General features: G+C 72.1%; 15 protein-coding genes. 8 read left to right on the plus strand and 7 right to left on the minus strand.

What is annotated here, in order from left to right:
- The first annotated feature begins 207 nt into the window (after positions 1-207).
- Positions 208-1,461, plus strand: coding sequence for an MFS transporter (locus KKZ08_RS07825; RefSeq protein WP_223778948.1), 1,254 nt, complete (start codon positions 208-210; stop codon positions 1,459-1,461).
- Between the two features lie 12 nt (positions 1,462-1,473).
- A complete protein-coding gene (locus KKZ08_RS07830; RefSeq protein WP_223773751.1) occupies positions 1,474-2,769 on the plus strand; it encodes a serine-threonine protein kinase in 1,296 nt (431 codons plus the stop codon).
- A gap of 208 nt (positions 2,770-2,977) precedes the next feature.
- On the opposite strand, the gene KKZ08_RS07835 is transcribed toward KKZ08_RS07830, so the two are convergent.
- Complete coding sequence (locus KKZ08_RS07835; RefSeq protein WP_223773752.1) at positions 2,978-5,818, minus strand: penicillin acylase family protein; 2,841 nt, start codon at positions 5,816-5,818, stop codon at positions 2,978-2,980.
- A gap of 294 nt (positions 5,819-6,112) precedes the next feature.
- Between KKZ08_RS07835 and KKZ08_RS07840 the strand changes: the two genes are divergently transcribed.
- The gene (locus tag KKZ08_RS07840; protein ID WP_223773753.1) at positions 6,113-6,721 is read left to right on the plus strand and encodes a hypothetical protein; all 609 of its coding nucleotides are present in this window, start codon (positions 6,113-6,115) and stop codon (positions 6,719-6,721) included.
- A 67-nt stretch (positions 6,722-6,788) separates the two neighbouring features.
- Here KKZ08_RS07840 and KKZ08_RS07845 read toward each other — a convergent pair whose 3' ends face one another.
- Positions 6,789-7,307 (minus strand): hypothetical protein, encoded by a 519-nt coding sequence (locus KKZ08_RS07845; RefSeq protein ID WP_223773754.1) that lies wholly within the window; start codon positions 7,305-7,307, stop codon positions 6,789-6,791.
- A gap of 131 nt (positions 7,308-7,438) precedes the next feature.
- Between KKZ08_RS07845 and KKZ08_RS07850 the strand changes: the two genes are divergently transcribed.
- Complete coding sequence (locus KKZ08_RS07850; RefSeq protein WP_223773755.1) at positions 7,439-8,506, plus strand: RNA ligase (ATP); 1,068 nt, start codon at positions 7,439-7,441, stop codon at positions 8,504-8,506.
- 183 nt (positions 8,507-8,689) lie between these two features.
- Here the strand turns inward: KKZ08_RS07850 and soxR are convergent, their stop codons facing one another.
- Positions 8,690-9,157, minus strand: a complete 468-nt coding sequence (gene soxR / locus KKZ08_RS07855; RefSeq protein ID WP_223773756.1) for a redox-sensitive transcriptional activator SoxR — start codon at positions 9,155-9,157, stop codon at positions 8,690-8,692.
- A 236-nt stretch (positions 9,158-9,393) separates the two neighbouring features.
- On the opposite strand from soxR, the gene KKZ08_RS07860 reads away from it, so the two are divergent.
- Positions 9,394-9,858, plus strand: coding sequence for a MaoC family dehydratase (locus KKZ08_RS07860; protein WP_223773757.1), 465 nt, complete (start codon positions 9,394-9,396; stop codon positions 9,856-9,858).
- Here the strand turns inward: KKZ08_RS07860 and KKZ08_RS07865 are convergent.
- The 3 genes from KKZ08_RS07865 to KKZ08_RS07875 all read right to left on the minus strand — a co-directional run bounded on the left by KKZ08_RS07865 (position 9,849) and on the right by KKZ08_RS07875 (position 12,118).
- A complete protein-coding gene (locus KKZ08_RS07865; protein ID WP_223773758.1) occupies positions 9,849-10,487 on the minus strand; it encodes a TetR/AcrR family transcriptional regulator in 639 nt (212 codons plus the stop codon). The two genes, KKZ08_RS07860 and KKZ08_RS07865, sit on opposite strands and share 10 nt — an antisense overlap.
- Before the next feature lie 66 nt (positions 10,488-10,553).
- Positions 10,554-10,844 carry a YiaA/YiaB family inner membrane protein gene (locus KKZ08_RS07870; RefSeq protein WP_223773759.1) on the minus strand — a complete coding sequence of 97 codons (291 nt, stop codon included), beginning with the start codon at positions 10,842-10,844 and terminating at the stop codon, positions 10,554-10,556.
- A 122-nt stretch (positions 10,845-10,966) separates the two neighbouring features.
- A complete protein-coding gene (locus KKZ08_RS07875; RefSeq protein WP_223773760.1) occupies positions 10,967-12,118 on the minus strand; it encodes an acyl-CoA dehydrogenase family protein in 1,152 nt (383 codons plus the stop codon).
- A 73-nt stretch (positions 12,119-12,191) separates the two neighbouring features.
- Here KKZ08_RS07875 and KKZ08_RS07880 point away from each other — a divergent pair, with 73 nt between their 5' ends.
- Together KKZ08_RS07880 and KKZ08_RS07885 are read left to right on the plus strand one after the other, a co-directional pair.
- On the plus strand, positions 12,192-12,848 hold the full coding sequence (locus KKZ08_RS07880; RefSeq protein ID WP_223773761.1) for a TetR/AcrR family transcriptional regulator: 657 nt from the start codon (positions 12,192-12,194) through the stop codon (positions 12,846-12,848).
- A gap of 72 nt (positions 12,849-12,920) precedes the next feature.
- Positions 12,921-13,631: a winged helix-turn-helix domain-containing protein gene (locus tag KKZ08_RS07885; protein WP_223773762.1), complete on the plus strand. Its 711-nt coding sequence runs from the start codon at positions 12,921-12,923 to the stop codon at positions 13,629-13,631.
- Between the two features lie 15 nt (positions 13,632-13,646).
- On the opposite strand, the gene KKZ08_RS07890 is transcribed toward KKZ08_RS07885, so the two are convergent.
- Complete coding sequence (locus KKZ08_RS07890; RefSeq protein ID WP_223773763.1) at positions 13,647-14,222, minus strand: TetR/AcrR family transcriptional regulator; 576 nt, start codon at positions 14,220-14,222, stop codon at positions 13,647-13,649.
- Positions 14,223-14,471: 249 nt separating this feature from the next.
- Here KKZ08_RS07890 and KKZ08_RS07895 point away from each other — a divergent pair, with 249 nt between their 5' ends.
- Positions 14,472-15,383, plus strand: coding sequence for an urea transporter (locus tag KKZ08_RS07895; RefSeq protein WP_223778949.1), 912 nt, complete (start codon positions 14,472-14,474; stop codon positions 15,381-15,383).
- The last annotated feature ends 16 nt before the right edge of the window (positions 15,384-15,399 follow it).

Raw genomic sequence — 15,399 nt, forward strand, 5'->3', positions numbered from 1 at the left:
AACCAGTCGGTATGTGATGGCGGAAGAGGGGCGGCCGCCAGGCCCCACCTGCGGTCTCCGGCGGTCTCATTGGGCGAGACAGGCCGTCCCAAGTATTGACTGGCCCCTACATCCACCATGAGAGTGCCGCTCGTGCGGAGCGAAACGACAGCAGCGGAGAGACAGCCGGCCCCCGACGCGCAGGGCGCCGACGGCAGCCCGGAGAGCCTGCGCCGGGTGGCCGTCGCCTCCTTCATCGGGACGGCCATCGAGTTCTACGACTTCTACATCTACGGCACAGCGGCCGCCCTCGTCCTGAACGAGGCGTTCTTCCCGACCCTCGACCCGGTCAACGCCACCCTCGCGTCGTTCTCCACGTACGCGGTGGCGTTCGCCGCGCGGCCCATCGGCTCGGTGGTCTTCGGTCACTTCGGCGACCGGGTGGGCCGCAAGTCCGTCCTGGTGGCCTCGCTGCTCCTGATGGGCCTGTCGACCGCCCTCGTCGGGCTCCTGCCCGGCTACGGCACCCTCGGCATCTGGGCGCCGCTGCTGCTGATCCTGCTCCGCTTCCTCCAGGGCATCGGGCTCGGGGGCGAGTGGGGCGGGGCCGCGCTGCTCGCGGTGGAGCACGCGCCGAAGAAGAAGCGCGGACTGTACGCCGCCTTCCCCCAGCTCGGGCCCTCCGTCGGCTTCTTCGCGGCGACCGGCGTCTTCTGGCTGCTCTCGGCCGTGCTCTCCGACGACGCGTTCCGCGGCTGGGGCTGGCGGGTGCCGTTCCTGCTCTCCTTCCTGCTCGTCGGCGTCGGCCTCTTCGTGCGGCTGCGGATCAGCGAGACGCCGGTGTTCGCGAAGGTCATGGAGGCGCAGGAGGCCAGCAAGGTCCCCACGCTCGACGTGCTGCGCCACCATCCGCGCGAACTGCTGCTCGGCGCGGGCGGCATGGTCGTCGCCTACGGCCTCTTCTACACCGCGACGACCTACTGCCTCGCCTACGCCACCGGCACCCTGGACGTCCCCCGCAACACCATGCTGGGGCTGTCCCTCGTGGCCTGTCTCTTCCTCGCGGCCGGCACCTGGCTCGCCGCGACGCGCTCCGACGGCGACGGGCGGCGCAAGCTGGTCCTGGCGGGCGCGGGGCTCTCGGTGGTGTGGGGGTTCGTGCTCTTCCCGCTCCTGGACACCGAGCGGCCCGTGCTGATCGCGCTCGCGCTCGGCGGTGCCCTGTTCTGCATGGGCGTGGTCTACGGCCCGATGGGCGCCTACCTGCCTGAGCTGTTCGGCACGAACGTGCGCTACTCGGGCGCCTCGCTCGCCTACAACCTCGGCGGCGTGCTCGGCGGCGCGGTGTCGCCGCTGGTGGCGACCCGGCTCCAGGCGGCGTTCGGCTCCTCGTCGGTCGGCTGGTACGTGAGCGCGATGGCGGTCGTGTCGCTGGTGTGCGTCCTCGCGCTGCCCGAGACCCGGGAGCGCGAACTGACCTGACGTGCGCGGAGTATGGCCAGGTTGCCGAAGCGGCAGGACCATACGGGCGTGGAGCCCTATTGGGAACTGACCTTCGACGCCGACGGCGACGTCGACACCGCGCAGCGCGCGGAGCTGCTGTCCGGCACGGAACGCGCACGCGTCACCGATCTGCTGGTCTTCGCGCACGGCTGGAACAACGACAAGAAGGGCGCCCGCTCGCTGTACCGGCGCTTCTTCGCCCCCTGTCAGCGCCTGGCCGCGCCGGAGGTGCGCCTCGGCTACGTCGGCGTGCTCTGGCCCGCCATCCGCTTCCCCGACGAACCCATCCCCGACTTCGAGCCCTCGGCGGCGCCCGCCGCCCCCGTCCCGCCGGGCGGGCCGGTGCTCGACGCGGCCACCCGGCAGGCGCTGGACCGCGCCTTCCCCGACCACGGCCCGACCCTCGACCGCCTCGCCGAGCTGCTGGCGGAGCGCTCGGACGTCCCCTCCCGCCTCTACGAGTTCGGGCGGCACGTCCGTGAGCTGGTCTCCCTGCGCGAGACGAGCCCGGCCCGCCACCTCGGTGAGGACACCGGCGCGGGCGAGCCCGCCATGCTCACCGACGACGCGGTCCAGGTCTGCGAGATACTCGCGGCGGCCCGCGCGGACACCGGGCAGCCCGAACTCCTCGGCGCCCCGCGCAAGCGGGTGTGGAACGGCGCCCACGAGCTGCTGCGCCAGGGCACCTACTACGCGATGAAGCGCCGGGCGGGCGCGGTGGGGGGGCTCGGCCCCGCCATCGGCCTGCTCGCCGCCGACGCGCCCCGGATCAGGGTGCACCTCATCGGGCACAGCTTCGGCGCCCGCCTCGTCGCGTACGCGCTGCGCGGCATGCCCGCCGACGTCCGCACGGTGAAGTCGGTGACGCTGCTCCAAGGGGCCTTCTCGCACTACGCGTTCGCCGACCGGCTGCCCCATGACAGGTCACGCGGCGGCGCCCTGCGCGGCGTACAGCGGCGTATCGACGGCCCCCTCGTCTCCTGCTATTCGCGCCACGACGACGCCCTGGGGCGGCTCTACCCCCTGGCGTCGAAGCTGGCCGGTGACTCCACGAGCTTTTTGAACCTGTGGGAGCGCTGGGGCGCCGTCGGCTACCACGGCATCCGGGCGGTGGAGGGCACCAAGCGGATCAAGCTCGGCGAGAGGCTGCCCGCCAAGGGGTGCGTGAGCGTGGACTCGGCGTCGGTGGTGCGGCGCGGCGGGCCGCCCGCCGGCGCGCACAGCGACGTATGCCACGAGGAGCTGGCGCGCGCCGTGTTCGCCGCGGGGCGGATCGCGATGGCCTGATGGCTAGGGCCTGTCTGACCATTCCCGTCGTCGCCCGGAGGGCGGCCCCGCGGCGTCAGGTGCGTGCTCTCGGCGTGCCGGGCGTAGGGCCTCGTACTGGATGTACTTGGCTCAGCGCCCGGTGCGGCGAGTGGGGGCACCCCCTGCTCGAAGAGCTCGGGGGAGCGTGCATGGCGTCGCGAGGCAGGCGGGCATGGTCGGACAGGCCCTAGGGGCGGTGGCGGGGGAACTCGACGACCTGCTGGTAGGTGGGGCGGTTCTGCCACTGGACCGGCTTGTGCGTGATGCCGCCGAGCGCCCGGTGGATGATCGCGTCCGCGCACCACTGGTCGCCGGGCTTGCACGCGTCGTCGCCGGGATAGACCTCCGTGGCGGGCTTCGCGACGGCCTGCGCGAGGGTGGTCAGCAGGGCGTCGCGGCAGGCGTCGAGCTTGCCGTCACCGCAGTAGGTGTGGGCCAGTTCGCCCTTGACCGGCTGCCCCAGGACCTTGCGCAGGTCCTTGTCGGCGTACCCCCACCAGCCGTACTGGAAGGCCGATCCGGCGTGCGCCCCGGTCGGCCCGTGGCCCGCCGAGGGTGCCTCGTCGGTGGCCAGCTGCGCGGTCAGGGCGTCGTACAGCTCCTTGCCCATGCCCGGCTTGAACTCGGCCTCGATCAGCAGCGGCCACCAGGCGTCCATGACGCGCACGGCGTCGGGGTGGGCGTACGTCTTGGAGCCCGCGGCCGTCTGGTTGCGCTGGGCGCCCGCTGCGCGCCAGGCCTCCAACTGCCGCACCGCCGTGTCCAGTTGCGGGTCGGTGACCGGCTTGCTCCGTACGACCTTCAGCAGCTCCGGCAGCACCTGTTCGCCGCGCAGGTCGGTGACGGCGGCCTCGGACATGGCCTGTGTCAGCTTGGCGCGGGTGACGCCACCCGCCTCGGTGAGCTTCCTGACCCGCCCGTCGAGCAGATCGCCGCGGTGCACGGCGCTGACGCCGAAGCCTGCCGTGCTGAAGTCCTTGGCCTGCTTGTTGTTCCAAGAGATGTAGTAGTCCTGGTTGACGGAGTGCGGGTGTTCGGCGGGCGGGGTCTGCGCCGAGGTGTTGTTCTCGGGGCCGAAGTCACGCCATTCGTACTCCTGTTGGGCCTTGACCGGCAGCGCCGGGTCGATGTCCGCCGCCCGCTCCGGGTTGGCGCCGCTGTTGTAGTACGCGATGTCGCGCGAGTCGGCGTAGAACCAGTTGAAGGCATAGCTGATGTGCTGCGCCGCCTTCATGAAGCTCGCGGCGTCCTTCACGTATCCGGGGTCGTTCAGCATCTGGAAGCCGATGATCGAGTCGGCCTCGTGACGGTAGGTGGAGCGCAGCGAGACGTACGCGACGGGCTTGCCGTCGAGGCTCGCGCGGTGCGTGACGATTCCGTACTTGGTGCGGAAGACCTGCATGCGGTACGCGCCGGCGGCCGTGGAGTCGGCGAGGGTCGGCTTCCAGGCGTTCTTGCGCTCCAGCTTCTCCATGGGCGTGCAGGTGCCCCGGTAGAGGTAGCCGGTGGACCGCTTGGTGGGGGTGCCGCCGCCCGGCTCGCACAGTTCGACGGCGTACGTGTCGGTGATGTCCTGCCCGGCGGACGTCGCCGACCAGGCGTAGTCCTGGCCGCGCCCCAGCTGGACGTACATCCCGACGCCCGCGACGGAGACGCCGCGTGCGCTGATGCCGGGGCCCTGGAGCTCCTGCTGCATGAGGAGCTGCGGCGCGAAGTAGCCGGTCTGCGGGCCGAAGACGGCGACGGGGTTGCCGCTCGCGGTGTGCTTGCCGGAGACCAGCAGGGCGTTCGACATGCCCTTCTTGTGGCCGTCGGGACGGAAGAGGTCGGCAGGCAGGACGCCCTTGTCGTACATGCCCTGGAGTGGCTTGAGCTTCTTCGGGGCCTTCACCGGTTCCTTCGCGCCCGTCTTCGCGCCCCCCTCGCGGTCGTACACGAGCTGCTCGCGCTCGACGGAGCCGGGGTCGGGCATGGCGGTGCCGCGTGCCTTCTCCGGCTTCCCGGCGTACGGGAAGCTCGTGCCGTCGTGGATGGTCTGGACGGCCTCGGGGTCATTGCGGGCACGGAAGGACTCCCAGACCTTCGTGCCCTTCTCGACGCCGTACTTCTCCTGGGCCTTGAGGAGGGAGAGCGCGGATTCGACCTCTCCGCCGCCGCCGTTGCCGAAGAGGCCGCCGACGACGGAGGCGAGCGCGATCATGTCGGTGACCTTGAAGGGTTCGATCTCGCCGGCGTTGGTGATCGCGTCGATCTTGCCGGTCAGGACGTACTCGCCGGGGAAGTAGCGGCCGTTCTTCGCCTTCACGCGGTAGGCGTTGAGCCCGTCTATGTAGGCCTGCGCGTCCTCCATGGCCTGCCTGCCGCGCTCGCCCTGCGTCGACCTGATGTACTCGACCTGCTTCTCCAGGTCCTTCTCCGTGTACGGGGCCTGCGGCCAGAACTGCTGCTCAAGCCCCTGGTTGGCGGGCGCGCCGCCCGCGAACGAGGTCAGCTGCCCGCGGCCTATGTGGCGGAAGAGGTCGATGAGCCAGAGCCGGTCCTGCCCGGCGGCGTAGCCCGCGCCGAACTCGGTGCCGTAGCGGGTGGTGCCCTTGATGTGCGGCACGCCGTACTTCTTGTCACGGGTGATCGTCACGTCGTCGCGCGGCCTGGTGACGGAGGCGACCTGGCCGTCGCGCACGCCGAAGGAGGCGTCGTCGAAGAACTCGGTGAGCCGCTCGTCGGTGAGTGAGGGGTAGCCCGAGGAGAGCGCGTCGTAGGGAGCCAACTGGTCGTCGGCGTGCGGCGGTTGGGTGCCGAGGACGCGGTGGGAGAGGATCTCGGCGAGCGTCGCGTTGCCGTTGGCCCCCGGCGGCAGGATGTCCGCGCACCGGCCCTCGCAGTAGTCGGTGCTCTCCTCGCGCTCCTTCCCGGCGGCCGGCTGCCCCGGTGCGGCCCCGGCTCCGGGCAGCGGTGCCAGGAGACCGGCACCGAGGGCGAGCGCGGCCCCCGCCATGAGGGTTCTGGGTCTGACGGTGCGTGGTCGCATGGGTGCTCCTCCGGGTCCTGCGGAAGGCGGTTGCGGCGGAGGCTACTGGCGGGTTGGCGAACTCGAAAGATGAACAACCTTCGCCTTTTCCGAATCACCACAACGCGCCCCCCTCATGGGCGCATCACCACAGCTCAGGCGGGCAGGCGAAGAAGGGTCGTCCCGAAAGGGAGCCGAATCGCGTGTCGATACGTCTACTCGGCGACGTCGTTTCGACTTCGACTCGACTGCGACGGCGGCAGATACGGAACACGGGGTACCAGGACGAAGTACGTGTGACGGAGGTGCAGGGCGATGGCCGGATTCCGGAGTCTCGCGAGACAGGTACGTGATCCGCGGAACGATTTGGCACTGCGGCGCTACTCGCTGCGCAAGTGCCTGGAGAGGTTCGCCCCATACGGACACCGGGCCACCTGGGACCATCTGTGCTCCCGGGCGGGATTCGGGTGCGAGGACAGGTCGCCCGATCCGGCGCGGCTGGTGGCCGCGCTGGAGGAGCTGGAGGCGGCACGGGCGGTCTGGCTCGCCTACGAGGCGGACTTCGCCGAGCGCCGCCGCAAGGAGAAGCACGACGGGCTCAGGCGCCCCGGCAGCGACGACGACTGGCACCGCCGCACCTGGGGCGGCTGCGGGGTCGCCTGGTGCGACGACCCCGACGTCCACCCCCGGGCCCCCCTCGCCGAAGTGCTGCGGCGCCTGATCGCGGCGCTGGAGCGGGAGCCGGGCGCGTCCTGCCCGGTCTGCGGGGACACCTCCCTGGTGTGGAAGCGCGGCCTGGCGCACGAGCCGTCCTCCGGGGCGGTCTGCACGGGCTGCGGCATCGTCGTGCCCGCTCCGGTGCTCACGCCGGACGCGGTGGCCCGTGCACGGGCGCGCGCACTGCGCACACTGGTGTCGGCGTGAGGGCCTGAGGATCTGCGGGTCTGAGGCCTTGAGGAACGGCGCGGTCAGAACGTGATGCGGGCTCGGCTCAGGGCCTGATCACGTCCGTGTGTATGGCGAGTTTGAACTGGGCGTGCGTCAGCGGCGTGGCGAGCCTCGCGTCTCCCACGCCGCGTGCCGAGATCTTCAGCCCGACGGGCGTCTGGGGGTGGACGAACATCTGCCACACGTACGACCTGAACTGACTGCCCCTGGTGGGCGCGGAGTCGGTGGTGCCCGTCGAGTCGTACCCGGTCGCCAGGCCCAGCGGGTCGCGGACGAAGCGGGCGCGGTACTCGGTGGGGCCACCGTCCGGCTTCCAGAAGACCAGCGCGGAGAGCACGCCCCAGCCGTCGTGGCTGGGCCATATCAGCCCCGAGCGGGCGCTCGGGAACCGCGCGGGGCTGGTGCCGCCCTTGGCCGGATCATGCATGTGCCACGGGTCGTACGACTCCTCATCGGCCCCGTAGGGGAACCGCACGAGGTGGTAGCCGTCGCTGTCGTACCTGATGGACTGCGGCTCGTTCCGCGCCGCGTCCCACTTCAACGAGCAGATGGCAACGGACATCGGCCCTCCCCCTGAGTGATGACGCCCACGGTTCCATACCACACGGAAAATCCGATAGTCCTCTGATATGACCTCTGGAGAGGGTGACCGGCGATGAAGGATCTTCCCGAGTACCTGAGGAGCACCCTCCCATGTCGACGCTGCGCGTCACCGCCGAGACGCTGACGATCCACCGGCATCCGGGCGCCGAGGCCCTCGAACTCGCCCAGGTGGGCCTGTACCGCGCGGTCGTCGCGAAGGGCGCCTACCGGACCGGCGACAGCGCGGTGTACATCCCGGAGCAGGCGGTCCTGCCGGCCGCGCTGATCGAGGAACTGGGCCTCACGGGCCGTCTCGCCGGCGGCGAACAGGACCGGGTCAAGGCGGTACGGCTGCGCGGCGAGCTGTCCCAGGGCATCGTGTGCCGCCCGGCGGCGCTCGCGGACGTCGACCTGGCGCGGGCGGCGCGGGAGGGCACGGACTTCGCGGAGCGGCTCGGCATCACCAAGTGGGTGCCGCCGATCCCGCCCACGATGAGCGGCGACGCCGAGGCCGCGCCGGACCTGCTCCCGTGGGTCGACATCGAGAACATCCAGCGCTACCCGGACATCTTCGCGCCCGGCGAGCCGGTCGTCGTGACCGAGAAGCTGCACGGCTCGGCCTGCCTCATGACGTACGTCGCCGGGAGCGGGCGCGTCCACGTCTCCTCCAAGGGCTTCGGCGCCAAGTCGCTCGCCCTGCGGGAGGATCCGCGCAATCTGTACTGGCGGGCGGTCCACGGCCACGGCGTCGCGGCCGTCACGGCGAAGCTCGCCGAGCGGCTCGGGGCGCGCCGGGTCGGCCTCTTCGGCGAGGTGTACGGCGACGGGGTGCAGGACCTGTCGTACGGCGCGGACGGGCGGCGCGACACGCTCGGGTACGCCGTCTTCGACGTCAGCGCGGAGATCGACGGCCACGTGCGCTGGCTCGACGCGACGCGGCTGCTCGACGGCGAACTGCCGCTGGTGCCGCGGCTGTACGAGGGTCCCTACGACGCCGGCCGCGTCCTGGAGCTCGCCTCGGGCCGCGAGACGGTGTCGGGGCGCGAGCTGCATCTGCGCGAGGGCGTGGTGATCCGGCCGGCCGTGGAGCGCTACAGCCCGGTGACCGGCGGGCGGGCCATCGCGAAGGCGGTCAGCACGGCGTATCTGACGCGCAAGGGCGGCACCGAGTACGAGTGAGCCGGCGCGGCCCCGGTACTACGGGTGACCCGCGCGGCGCCCCTGCACTACGGGTGACCGCGCACCGCCCCGTGCACTACGGGGTGATGCCGCGCGCGGCCTCAGCCCGAGTGCCGCGAGTGACCGCGCGCCGCCTCTCACCCCGTGCGGCGAGTGGGCCCGCGTGCCGCCCCCCTTCCGCGCTCAGGACCGGTGGCGGCGCTCCACCATCAGGCGGGAGCCGGTGAGCCGCTCGCCGAACTCGTCGTCCGGGTTGGAGAGCACGCAGGTCTCCAGGGACAGGCAGCCGCAGCCGATGCAGTCCGTGAGGTGGTCGCGCAGCCGGCCCAACTGCTTGATGCGCTCGTCCAGTTCGGAGCGCCAGTGCTCCGAGAGGTGCGCCCAGTCCTCGCGGTTGGGCGTGCGCTCCTCGGGCAGCGAGTCGAGCGCCTCGCGGATCGTGGCGAGCGGGATGCCGACGCGCTGGGAGGCGCGGATGAAGGCGACGCGGCGCAGCGTGTCCCGGTGGTAGCGGCGCTGGTTGCCCGAGGTGCGGCGGCTGCTGATGAGGCCCTTGGACTCGTAGAAGTGCAGGGCGGAGACGGCGGCGCCGCTGCGGGCCGACAGCTGGCCGACCGTGAGTTCGTGGACCTTCTCTGGAATCTGGGGCACCCCACGAACCCTAATGGCTGGTCCGGCGGCGGATTCAGGGTGCCGACGCGCCCGGCCGGCGGCGGCGGTCCGCGTCCGGTCCGCGCCGACGGACGTACGAGCCCGCGGTCTGACGTCACGTGAGGGTCAAGTGCCGGGCCCGGGTCCGTTGACACGCGTCGGCGCACCCCGCATGCTGAGCAAGCGCTTAGTCCGCGCGGTTGGTGTATGTCGCACACGTCTGGGAGGCCAGGGACATGGCGGAGCCGAGGATCTTCACGTCGGCCGAGGAACTGCGCGCCGGAGTCGGCGGGCAGCTGGGATACAGCGACTGGCTGGAGATCGACCAGAAGCGGATCGATCTCTTCGCCGAGGCCACGGGCGATCACCAGTGGATCCACGTGGACGCCGAGAAGGCGGCCGCGGGCCCCTTCGGGACGACCATCGCGCACGGCTATCTGACCCTCTCCCTGCTGCCGGCCCTGGTGCCGCAGATCATGCGGGTCGAGGGCATGAGGATGGGCATCAACTACGGCACCGACAAGGTCCGCTTCCCCTCCCCCGTGCCGGTCGGTTCCCGGCTGCGGGCGACCGCCACGCTCACGGACGTGACGCCCACCAAGGACGGCGGCGTGCAGGTGACGGCGCAGGTGACCGTGGAGCGCGAGGGCGCCGACAAGCCCGCGTGCGTGGCCCAGTCGGTGTCGCGCTACTACTTCTGAGCCACCTGCGGACGGGCACCCACCATCCGCAGCACGAGGTCGGCGTAGAGCGCGCCGACCTCGTCGGGCGTCCGGTGCCCCGCCACGTTGAACCAGCGGGCCACGTCGATGCAGAGGGAGAGCACGGCGAGCGTGGTGCCGGGCACGTCCGGGACGTCGAACTCCCCCGCCCGCACCCCGTCGTTGATGATCTCCCGCACCGCGGCGTCCGACTGGCGGCGCAGCGCGACGATCTCCGCGCGGTGCTCCTCGCCGAGCGCGTCCAGCTCGTACTGCACCACGCGCGCGGTCGTGTGGTGGGCGGCGTGCCAGCCGACGAAGGAGCGCACGGCCGCCGCGAGCCGCTCGGCCGCGGTGCCCTCGCCGTCCGCCGCGGTGCGCAGGATGGCGAGGGCCTTGTCATGGCCGATCCTGCTGATGCGGTGGAGCAGCTCTTCCTTGGTCTTGTAGTGGATGTACAGCGCGGCGGGGCTCATCCCCGCGCGACCCGCGATGTCACGGGTCGTCGTCGCGTGGTAGCCGCGCTCGGCGAAGGCCTCGACGGCGGCGATCAGCAGCCGCCTGGCCGCGTCGGGGCTGACCTCGCCCCACGGCCGCTCCTCGACGCCGGTCTCCTCCGCCGCGCTCATGTCCACTCCTCAGCATTCGGGAGGGGACACCATACCCCTGATGGTGAGCAAGCGCTTAGCGAGCGGTCAGGAGACGGGCTTGAACGGGTCGTGCTCGGCGAGGATCTTCTCCAGGCGCGCCTGGTCGACACGGCTGACGATCTGGTCGGCTTCCTGCCGGTCCCTGACCACCTTGGCCAGGGTGAACGCGGATGTCGTCAGGTACAGGACGGAGACGGCGAGGAAGGCGCGGATCCAGCCGCTGACATCGAGGCTGTAGATGCCGACCGCCGTCGCGCCGAGCGCCACGGCGAACGACGCGACCGCCTGACCGTAGTAGGCGGTGGTGCTCTGCTGCTTGACCGGAGTGTCACTCATGGCCTCACCCTGATCCAGAGGCGGCCCCGCCACATCCGCTCCCGTACTCAACTCACGTACTCAACCCCCGTACTCCGGCGCCTGCTCGGCCCCCGCACGGCCCCCGCGCGGGCGGCCCGCGCTCAGAAGGCGGAGACGCCCGTCAGCGCGCGGCCGATGACCAGCTTCTGGATCTGGCTGGTGCCTTCGTAGAGCGTCATCACGCGGGCGTCCCTGAGCAGCTTGCCCGCCGGGTACTCGTCGATGTAGCCGTAGCCGCCGAAGACCTGGAGCGCGTTGTTGGCGGCGCGCACGGCGGCCTCCGAGGCGAAGAGCTTGGCCGTGGAGGACTCGGTGGCGAAGGGCCGCCCTCGGTCGATGAGGTCGGCGACCCGCCAGGTGAGCAGGCGCGCGGCGTCCACGTCCACCGCGATGTCGCTGATCAGCTCCTGGACCAGCTGGTGGTGGGCGATGGTCCTGCCGAACTGCTCGCGCTCACCGGCGTACTTCACCGCGGCGTCCAGAGCGGCCTGTCCGATGCCGACACAGCCGGCCGCCACCGACATGCGGCCCTTGGCCAGCGCCGACATGGCGACGGAGAAGCCCTTGCCCTCGGGCGCCAGCATGGCCGAGGCCGGGACGCGGACGTCCTCCAGGACGAGCTCCGCGGTGGCCTGGCCGCGCAGGCCGAGCTTGCCGTGGACGGTGCGGCGGCTCAGGCCGGGCGTGTCGGTGGGCACCAGGAAGGCGGAGACGCCCCTGTGCCCGGGCGTGTCGTTCGTGCGTGCGAAGAGGAGGACGACATCGGCCCACGTGCCGTTGGTGATGAACATCTTGGCGCCGTTGACCACGTAGTCGTCGCCGTCGCGCACGGCCCTGGTGGTGAGGTTGCCCGCGTCGGAGCCGGTGCCCGGCTCGGTGAGCCCGAAGCAGCCGACGTACTCGCCGGAGGTGAGGCCCGGCAGCCACCGCCGCTTCTGCTCCTCGCTGCCGAAGGACGCGATGGTCTTGGCGACGAGGCCGAGCGAGACGGAGACGATACCGCGCACGGAGGAGTCGCCGCGGCCCAGCTCCTCAGTGACCAGGCAGTACGCGAGGTGGTCGCCGCCCGAACCGCCGTACTCCTCGTCGATGGTGAGCCCCAGGAAGCCGACGTCGCCGAGCCTCTTCACGAGGGCCCGGTCGACGCTCTCGGCGCGGTCCCACTCGACGACGTGCGGGGTGATCTCGCGCGCGACGAACTCCTCGGCCAGCTGCCGGACGGCGGTCTGCTCCTCGCTGAGCTCCAGGTTCATCGCGGGCACCCTCTTTACGTCGACATTTAAATTAGCACTGCTAGTTTCTGTTGGCAGCCCTACTATGTGCCGCATGGCCCGACCGCGCAAGCCCCTCCTCAGCCGAGAACGCATCGTCGAGACGGCGCGCGCCCTCGTGGACGCGGAGGGCCTCGCGGCCGTCTCCACGCGCCGCCTCGCCGCCGAGCTGGGCGTCAGCGGGCCGTCCCTCTACAACCACTTCCGCACCAAGGACCAGATCCTGGAGGCGGTCGCCGACTCGGTGAGCGCGCAGGTCGACCTGTCGATGTTCGACGCGGACGACGGGCGCGACTGGCGTACGGCGCTGCACGACTGGGCGGTCTCCTACCGGGCCGCGCTCACCCGGCACCCGAACATCGTTCCGGTGCTCGCCCGCGGCCCCGGCCGCCGCCCGGCGGGACTGCGGCTCGCGGACGCCGTGTTCGGGGCGATGGTCGACGCGGGCTGGCCACCCGCGCAGGCCACGTCGATCGGCGCGCTGATGCGGTACTTCATCATGGGCTCCGCGCTCGGCTCCTTCGCGGGCGGCTTCGTGGACGACGAGACGGCGTACGACCCGGCGGACTACCCCCACCTCGGCCAGGCCCACCTCCTCGCGGACCGCCAGCAGGTCATCGACGAACGCGCCTTCGAGACGGGCCTCAGGGCGTTGCTCGACGGATTGGCGTTGCAGTACGAGCAGGTGGGCGGCGCGGTGCGGGGACGCTGACGGCAGTGGGGCCCTCCGGCGCCCCCATACGCTTCGGCGCCGGCCGAAGCGTCCGTGCGGCATCGTGACCGTATGACGCCCCGATCCGGCAAGAACGACAGCGCCTTCGCCCTCGCCTCCCTGGCCGGGCTCCTCGCGGACGAGACACGCGCCGCGTGCCTGCTCGCGCTGCTCGACGGGCGGGCCTGGACCGCCGGTGAGCTGGCGCGGCACGCGGGGGTCGCCGCGTCGACGGCCAGCGAACACCTGGGGAAGCTGGTCGCGGGCGGGCTGCTCGCCGAGGAACGGCAGGGCAGGCACCGCTACGTCCGGCTCGCCGACGCCGGGGTCGCGCAGCTCGTGGAGGACCTCGCCGCCCACGCGGTGCCCGGGGCCACCGCGAAGCCCGGCACGCTGCGCGAGTCCGGCGCGGGCAGCGCGATGGCGCGGGGCCGCACCTGCTACGACCACTTGGCGGGGCGGCTCGGGATCACGATCACCGGGGCGATGACGGCGCGCGGCCTGCTGCGGCAGGACACCGGCTTCGCCCTGACCGACCAAGGCGTGGCGTGGTTCGGGGAGTTGGGCATCGAGCTCGCGCGCGGTGGGCGCCGGCCGCTGGCCCGCGCCTGCCTGGACTGGACCGAGCGCAGGCCCCACCTGGCCGGGGTCGCGGGCGCGGCGCTGTGCGGGCACGCGCTGGACTCGGGGTGGTGCGTACGGATCGGCTCGCAGCGCGCCGTGAAGGTCACCCCTGCCGGGGCGCGGGCGTTCGGCGCCCACCTCGGCATCGAAGACCTCTAGGACCGCCGGGGCCGGTCACTCGGTGACGATGCGCTCCACCGCCGCGTCCACGAGTGCGTCCCGCTCGGCCTCCGAGAGCACGCCCGGCAGCGTGAGCTGCTCCACGATGAGCCAGTTGAAGGCCAGGTAGAGCAGCCGCACGGCGGTCGCGTCGCCGGGCAGGCCGGAGCCCTCGTGGTAGGCGACGTTGGCGTCGAGGTCCGCCCGGACGCGTTCGGTGAGGACGGCACGCAGGTCCGGGCGCCTGGTCGCCTCCAGGCGCAGTTCGAGCAGGGCGAGATAGCCGGTGCGAAAGCCGCTGACCCGCCCGACGACCTCGCACATCAGCGTCTTGTACGTCTCCTTGTCCGGCTCGGCGGTGCGCTGGCGCTCGACCTCCTCCTCGCTGGGCTGGAGCCGCTCGTAGACCCGGGCGCCCGCCTGGGTCAGCAGGTCGTCGCGGTTGCCGAAGTAGTTGGAGGCGGTGCCGGTCGGCACCCCGGCCTCGGCGTCGACCGCGCGGAAGGTCAGCCCGCGGGCGCCCTCCCTGGCCAGCACCTCGATGGCGGCGTCGACCAGAGCCGCACGCCGTTCGTCGTTCCTGCGCACCATTGACGTCACTCCATCCGTAGTACTACACCCCTACCACTACGATTACAGTACTACAAGCGAGGACCCCCCGTAGATGTACTCTGCACCCGTCCTGCCGGACGAAACACGGACGTAACGCGGGGGTGGACCGTGGGACACGCGACGGATGCGCCGGGCGCCGAGGGCTCGGCGAAGGCCGCGGGGGGCTCGGCCCGGGCCGGGGCGCGGGTACTTGGCCGCCCGCCCCGCCTCCGTGGTTTCGCCGCCCAGGTGCTGCGCGGGCAGGCCCAGGTCACCTTCCTGCCGAGCGCCGTCGCGGGCGCGGTCTTCTGCCTCGCGCTCTCCGCGGCCGGCTGGGAGTACGGGCTCTACGGCCTGGCGGGCACCGCCGTGGGTACGGCCACCGCGCGGCTCCTCGGCGCGGACCGCGACCGGGTCGGGACCGGCCTCGAAGGGTTCAACGCCTGCCTGACCGCGCTCTGCTGCGCCGTCTTCCTGGGCACGCGCCACCTCTCGACGGCGCTGCTGGCACTCGCGGCCTGCGTGGTCGTCACGGTCGTGACGGCGGCCGTGGTCCACCTGCTGGGCGTCTGGGGGCTGCCGTCGCTCACCCTGCCGTTCTGCCTGGTCGCGAGCGTCATGACCATCGGCGCGCCCGGCTTCCGGCGGGTCTGGCACCACGGCGAGGGCCTCGCCGCCCTCCCCCGGCCCGCGACCGGCACCACCGCGCTCGGGCCGGCCGAACTGGCCCGCGGCTTCTTCGCCGACTTCGCGCAGATCTTCTTCATGCCGCAGTGGTACGTGGGCGCGCTCCTGCTCCTCGGCCTCCTCCTCGCCGACCGGCGGGCGGCGGGCGTGGCGTGTCTCGGCAGCGCCGTCGGGATCGCCACGGCGTGGGCACTGGGCGCGCCCGCCGCGCGGATCGCCGACGGCACGACGGGATACAACTCCGTCCTCGTCGCCCTCGCCCTGTGCGGCGTCTTCCTGCCGGCGCGACCCGCGGCCCTCGCGTACGCACTCGTGGGCGCCGGCGCCGCGACGGCGGTCGCCCCGGCCATGGCGGCCCTCTTCGCCCCGTCCGGCGGCCACGCCTTCACGTGGCCGTTCGTGGTCACGACGCTGGTGTTCCTGGCGGGGGCCAAGTCCTTCCCACGCGTAGGCGGTCCACCCACAGCGGCGTGACCAGTCGCCGCGCCCT

The sequence above is a fragment of the Streptomyces sp. 135 genome, assembly GCF_020026305.1.
Classification (GTDB): Bacteria; Actinomycetota; Actinomycetes; order Streptomycetales; family Streptomycetaceae; genus Streptomyces.

Coding starts and splice junctions, on each gene's coding strand:
- KKZ08_RS07835 (WP_223773752.1), bottom strand. CDS start 5,818: ATGCGACCACGCACCGTCAGACCCAGAACCCTCATGGCGGGGGCCGCG.
- KKZ08_RS07865 (WP_223773758.1), bottom strand. CDS start 10,487: ATGAGCGCGGCGGAGGAGACCGGCGTCGAGGAGCGGCCGTGGGGCGAG.
- KKZ08_RS07840 (WP_223773753.1), top strand. CDS start 6,113: ATGGCCGGATTCCGGAGTCTCGCGAGACAGGTACGTGATCCGCGGAAC.
- KKZ08_RS07885 (WP_223773762.1), top strand. CDS start 12,921: ATGACGCCCCGATCCGGCAAGAACGACAGCGCCTTCGCCCTCGCCTCC.
- KKZ08_RS07860 (WP_223773757.1), top strand. CDS start 9,394: ATGGCGGAGCCGAGGATCTTCACGTCGGCCGAGGAACTGCGCGCCGGA.
- KKZ08_RS07830 (WP_223773751.1), top strand. CDS start 1,474: ATGGCCAGGTTGCCGAAGCGGCAGGACCATACGGGCGTGGAGCCCTAT.
- KKZ08_RS07845 (WP_223773754.1), bottom strand. CDS start 7,307: ATGTCCGTTGCCATCTGCTCGTTGAAGTGGGACGCGGCGCGGAACGAG.
- KKZ08_RS07850 (WP_223773755.1), top strand. CDS start 7,439: ATGTCGACGCTGCGCGTCACCGCCGAGACGCTGACGATCCACCGGCAT.
- KKZ08_RS07870 (WP_223773759.1), bottom strand. CDS start 10,844: ATGAGTGACACTCCGGTCAAGCAGCAGAGCACCACCGCCTACTACGGT.
- KKZ08_RS07875 (WP_223773760.1), bottom strand. CDS start 12,118: ATGAACCTGGAGCTCAGCGAGGAGCAGACCGCCGTCCGGCAGCTGGCC.
- KKZ08_RS07880 (WP_223773761.1), top strand. CDS start 12,192: ATGGCCCGACCGCGCAAGCCCCTCCTCAGCCGAGAACGCATCGTCGAG.
- KKZ08_RS07890 (WP_223773763.1), bottom strand. CDS start 14,222: ATGGTGCGCAGGAACGACGAACGGCGTGCGGCTCTGGTCGACGCCGCC.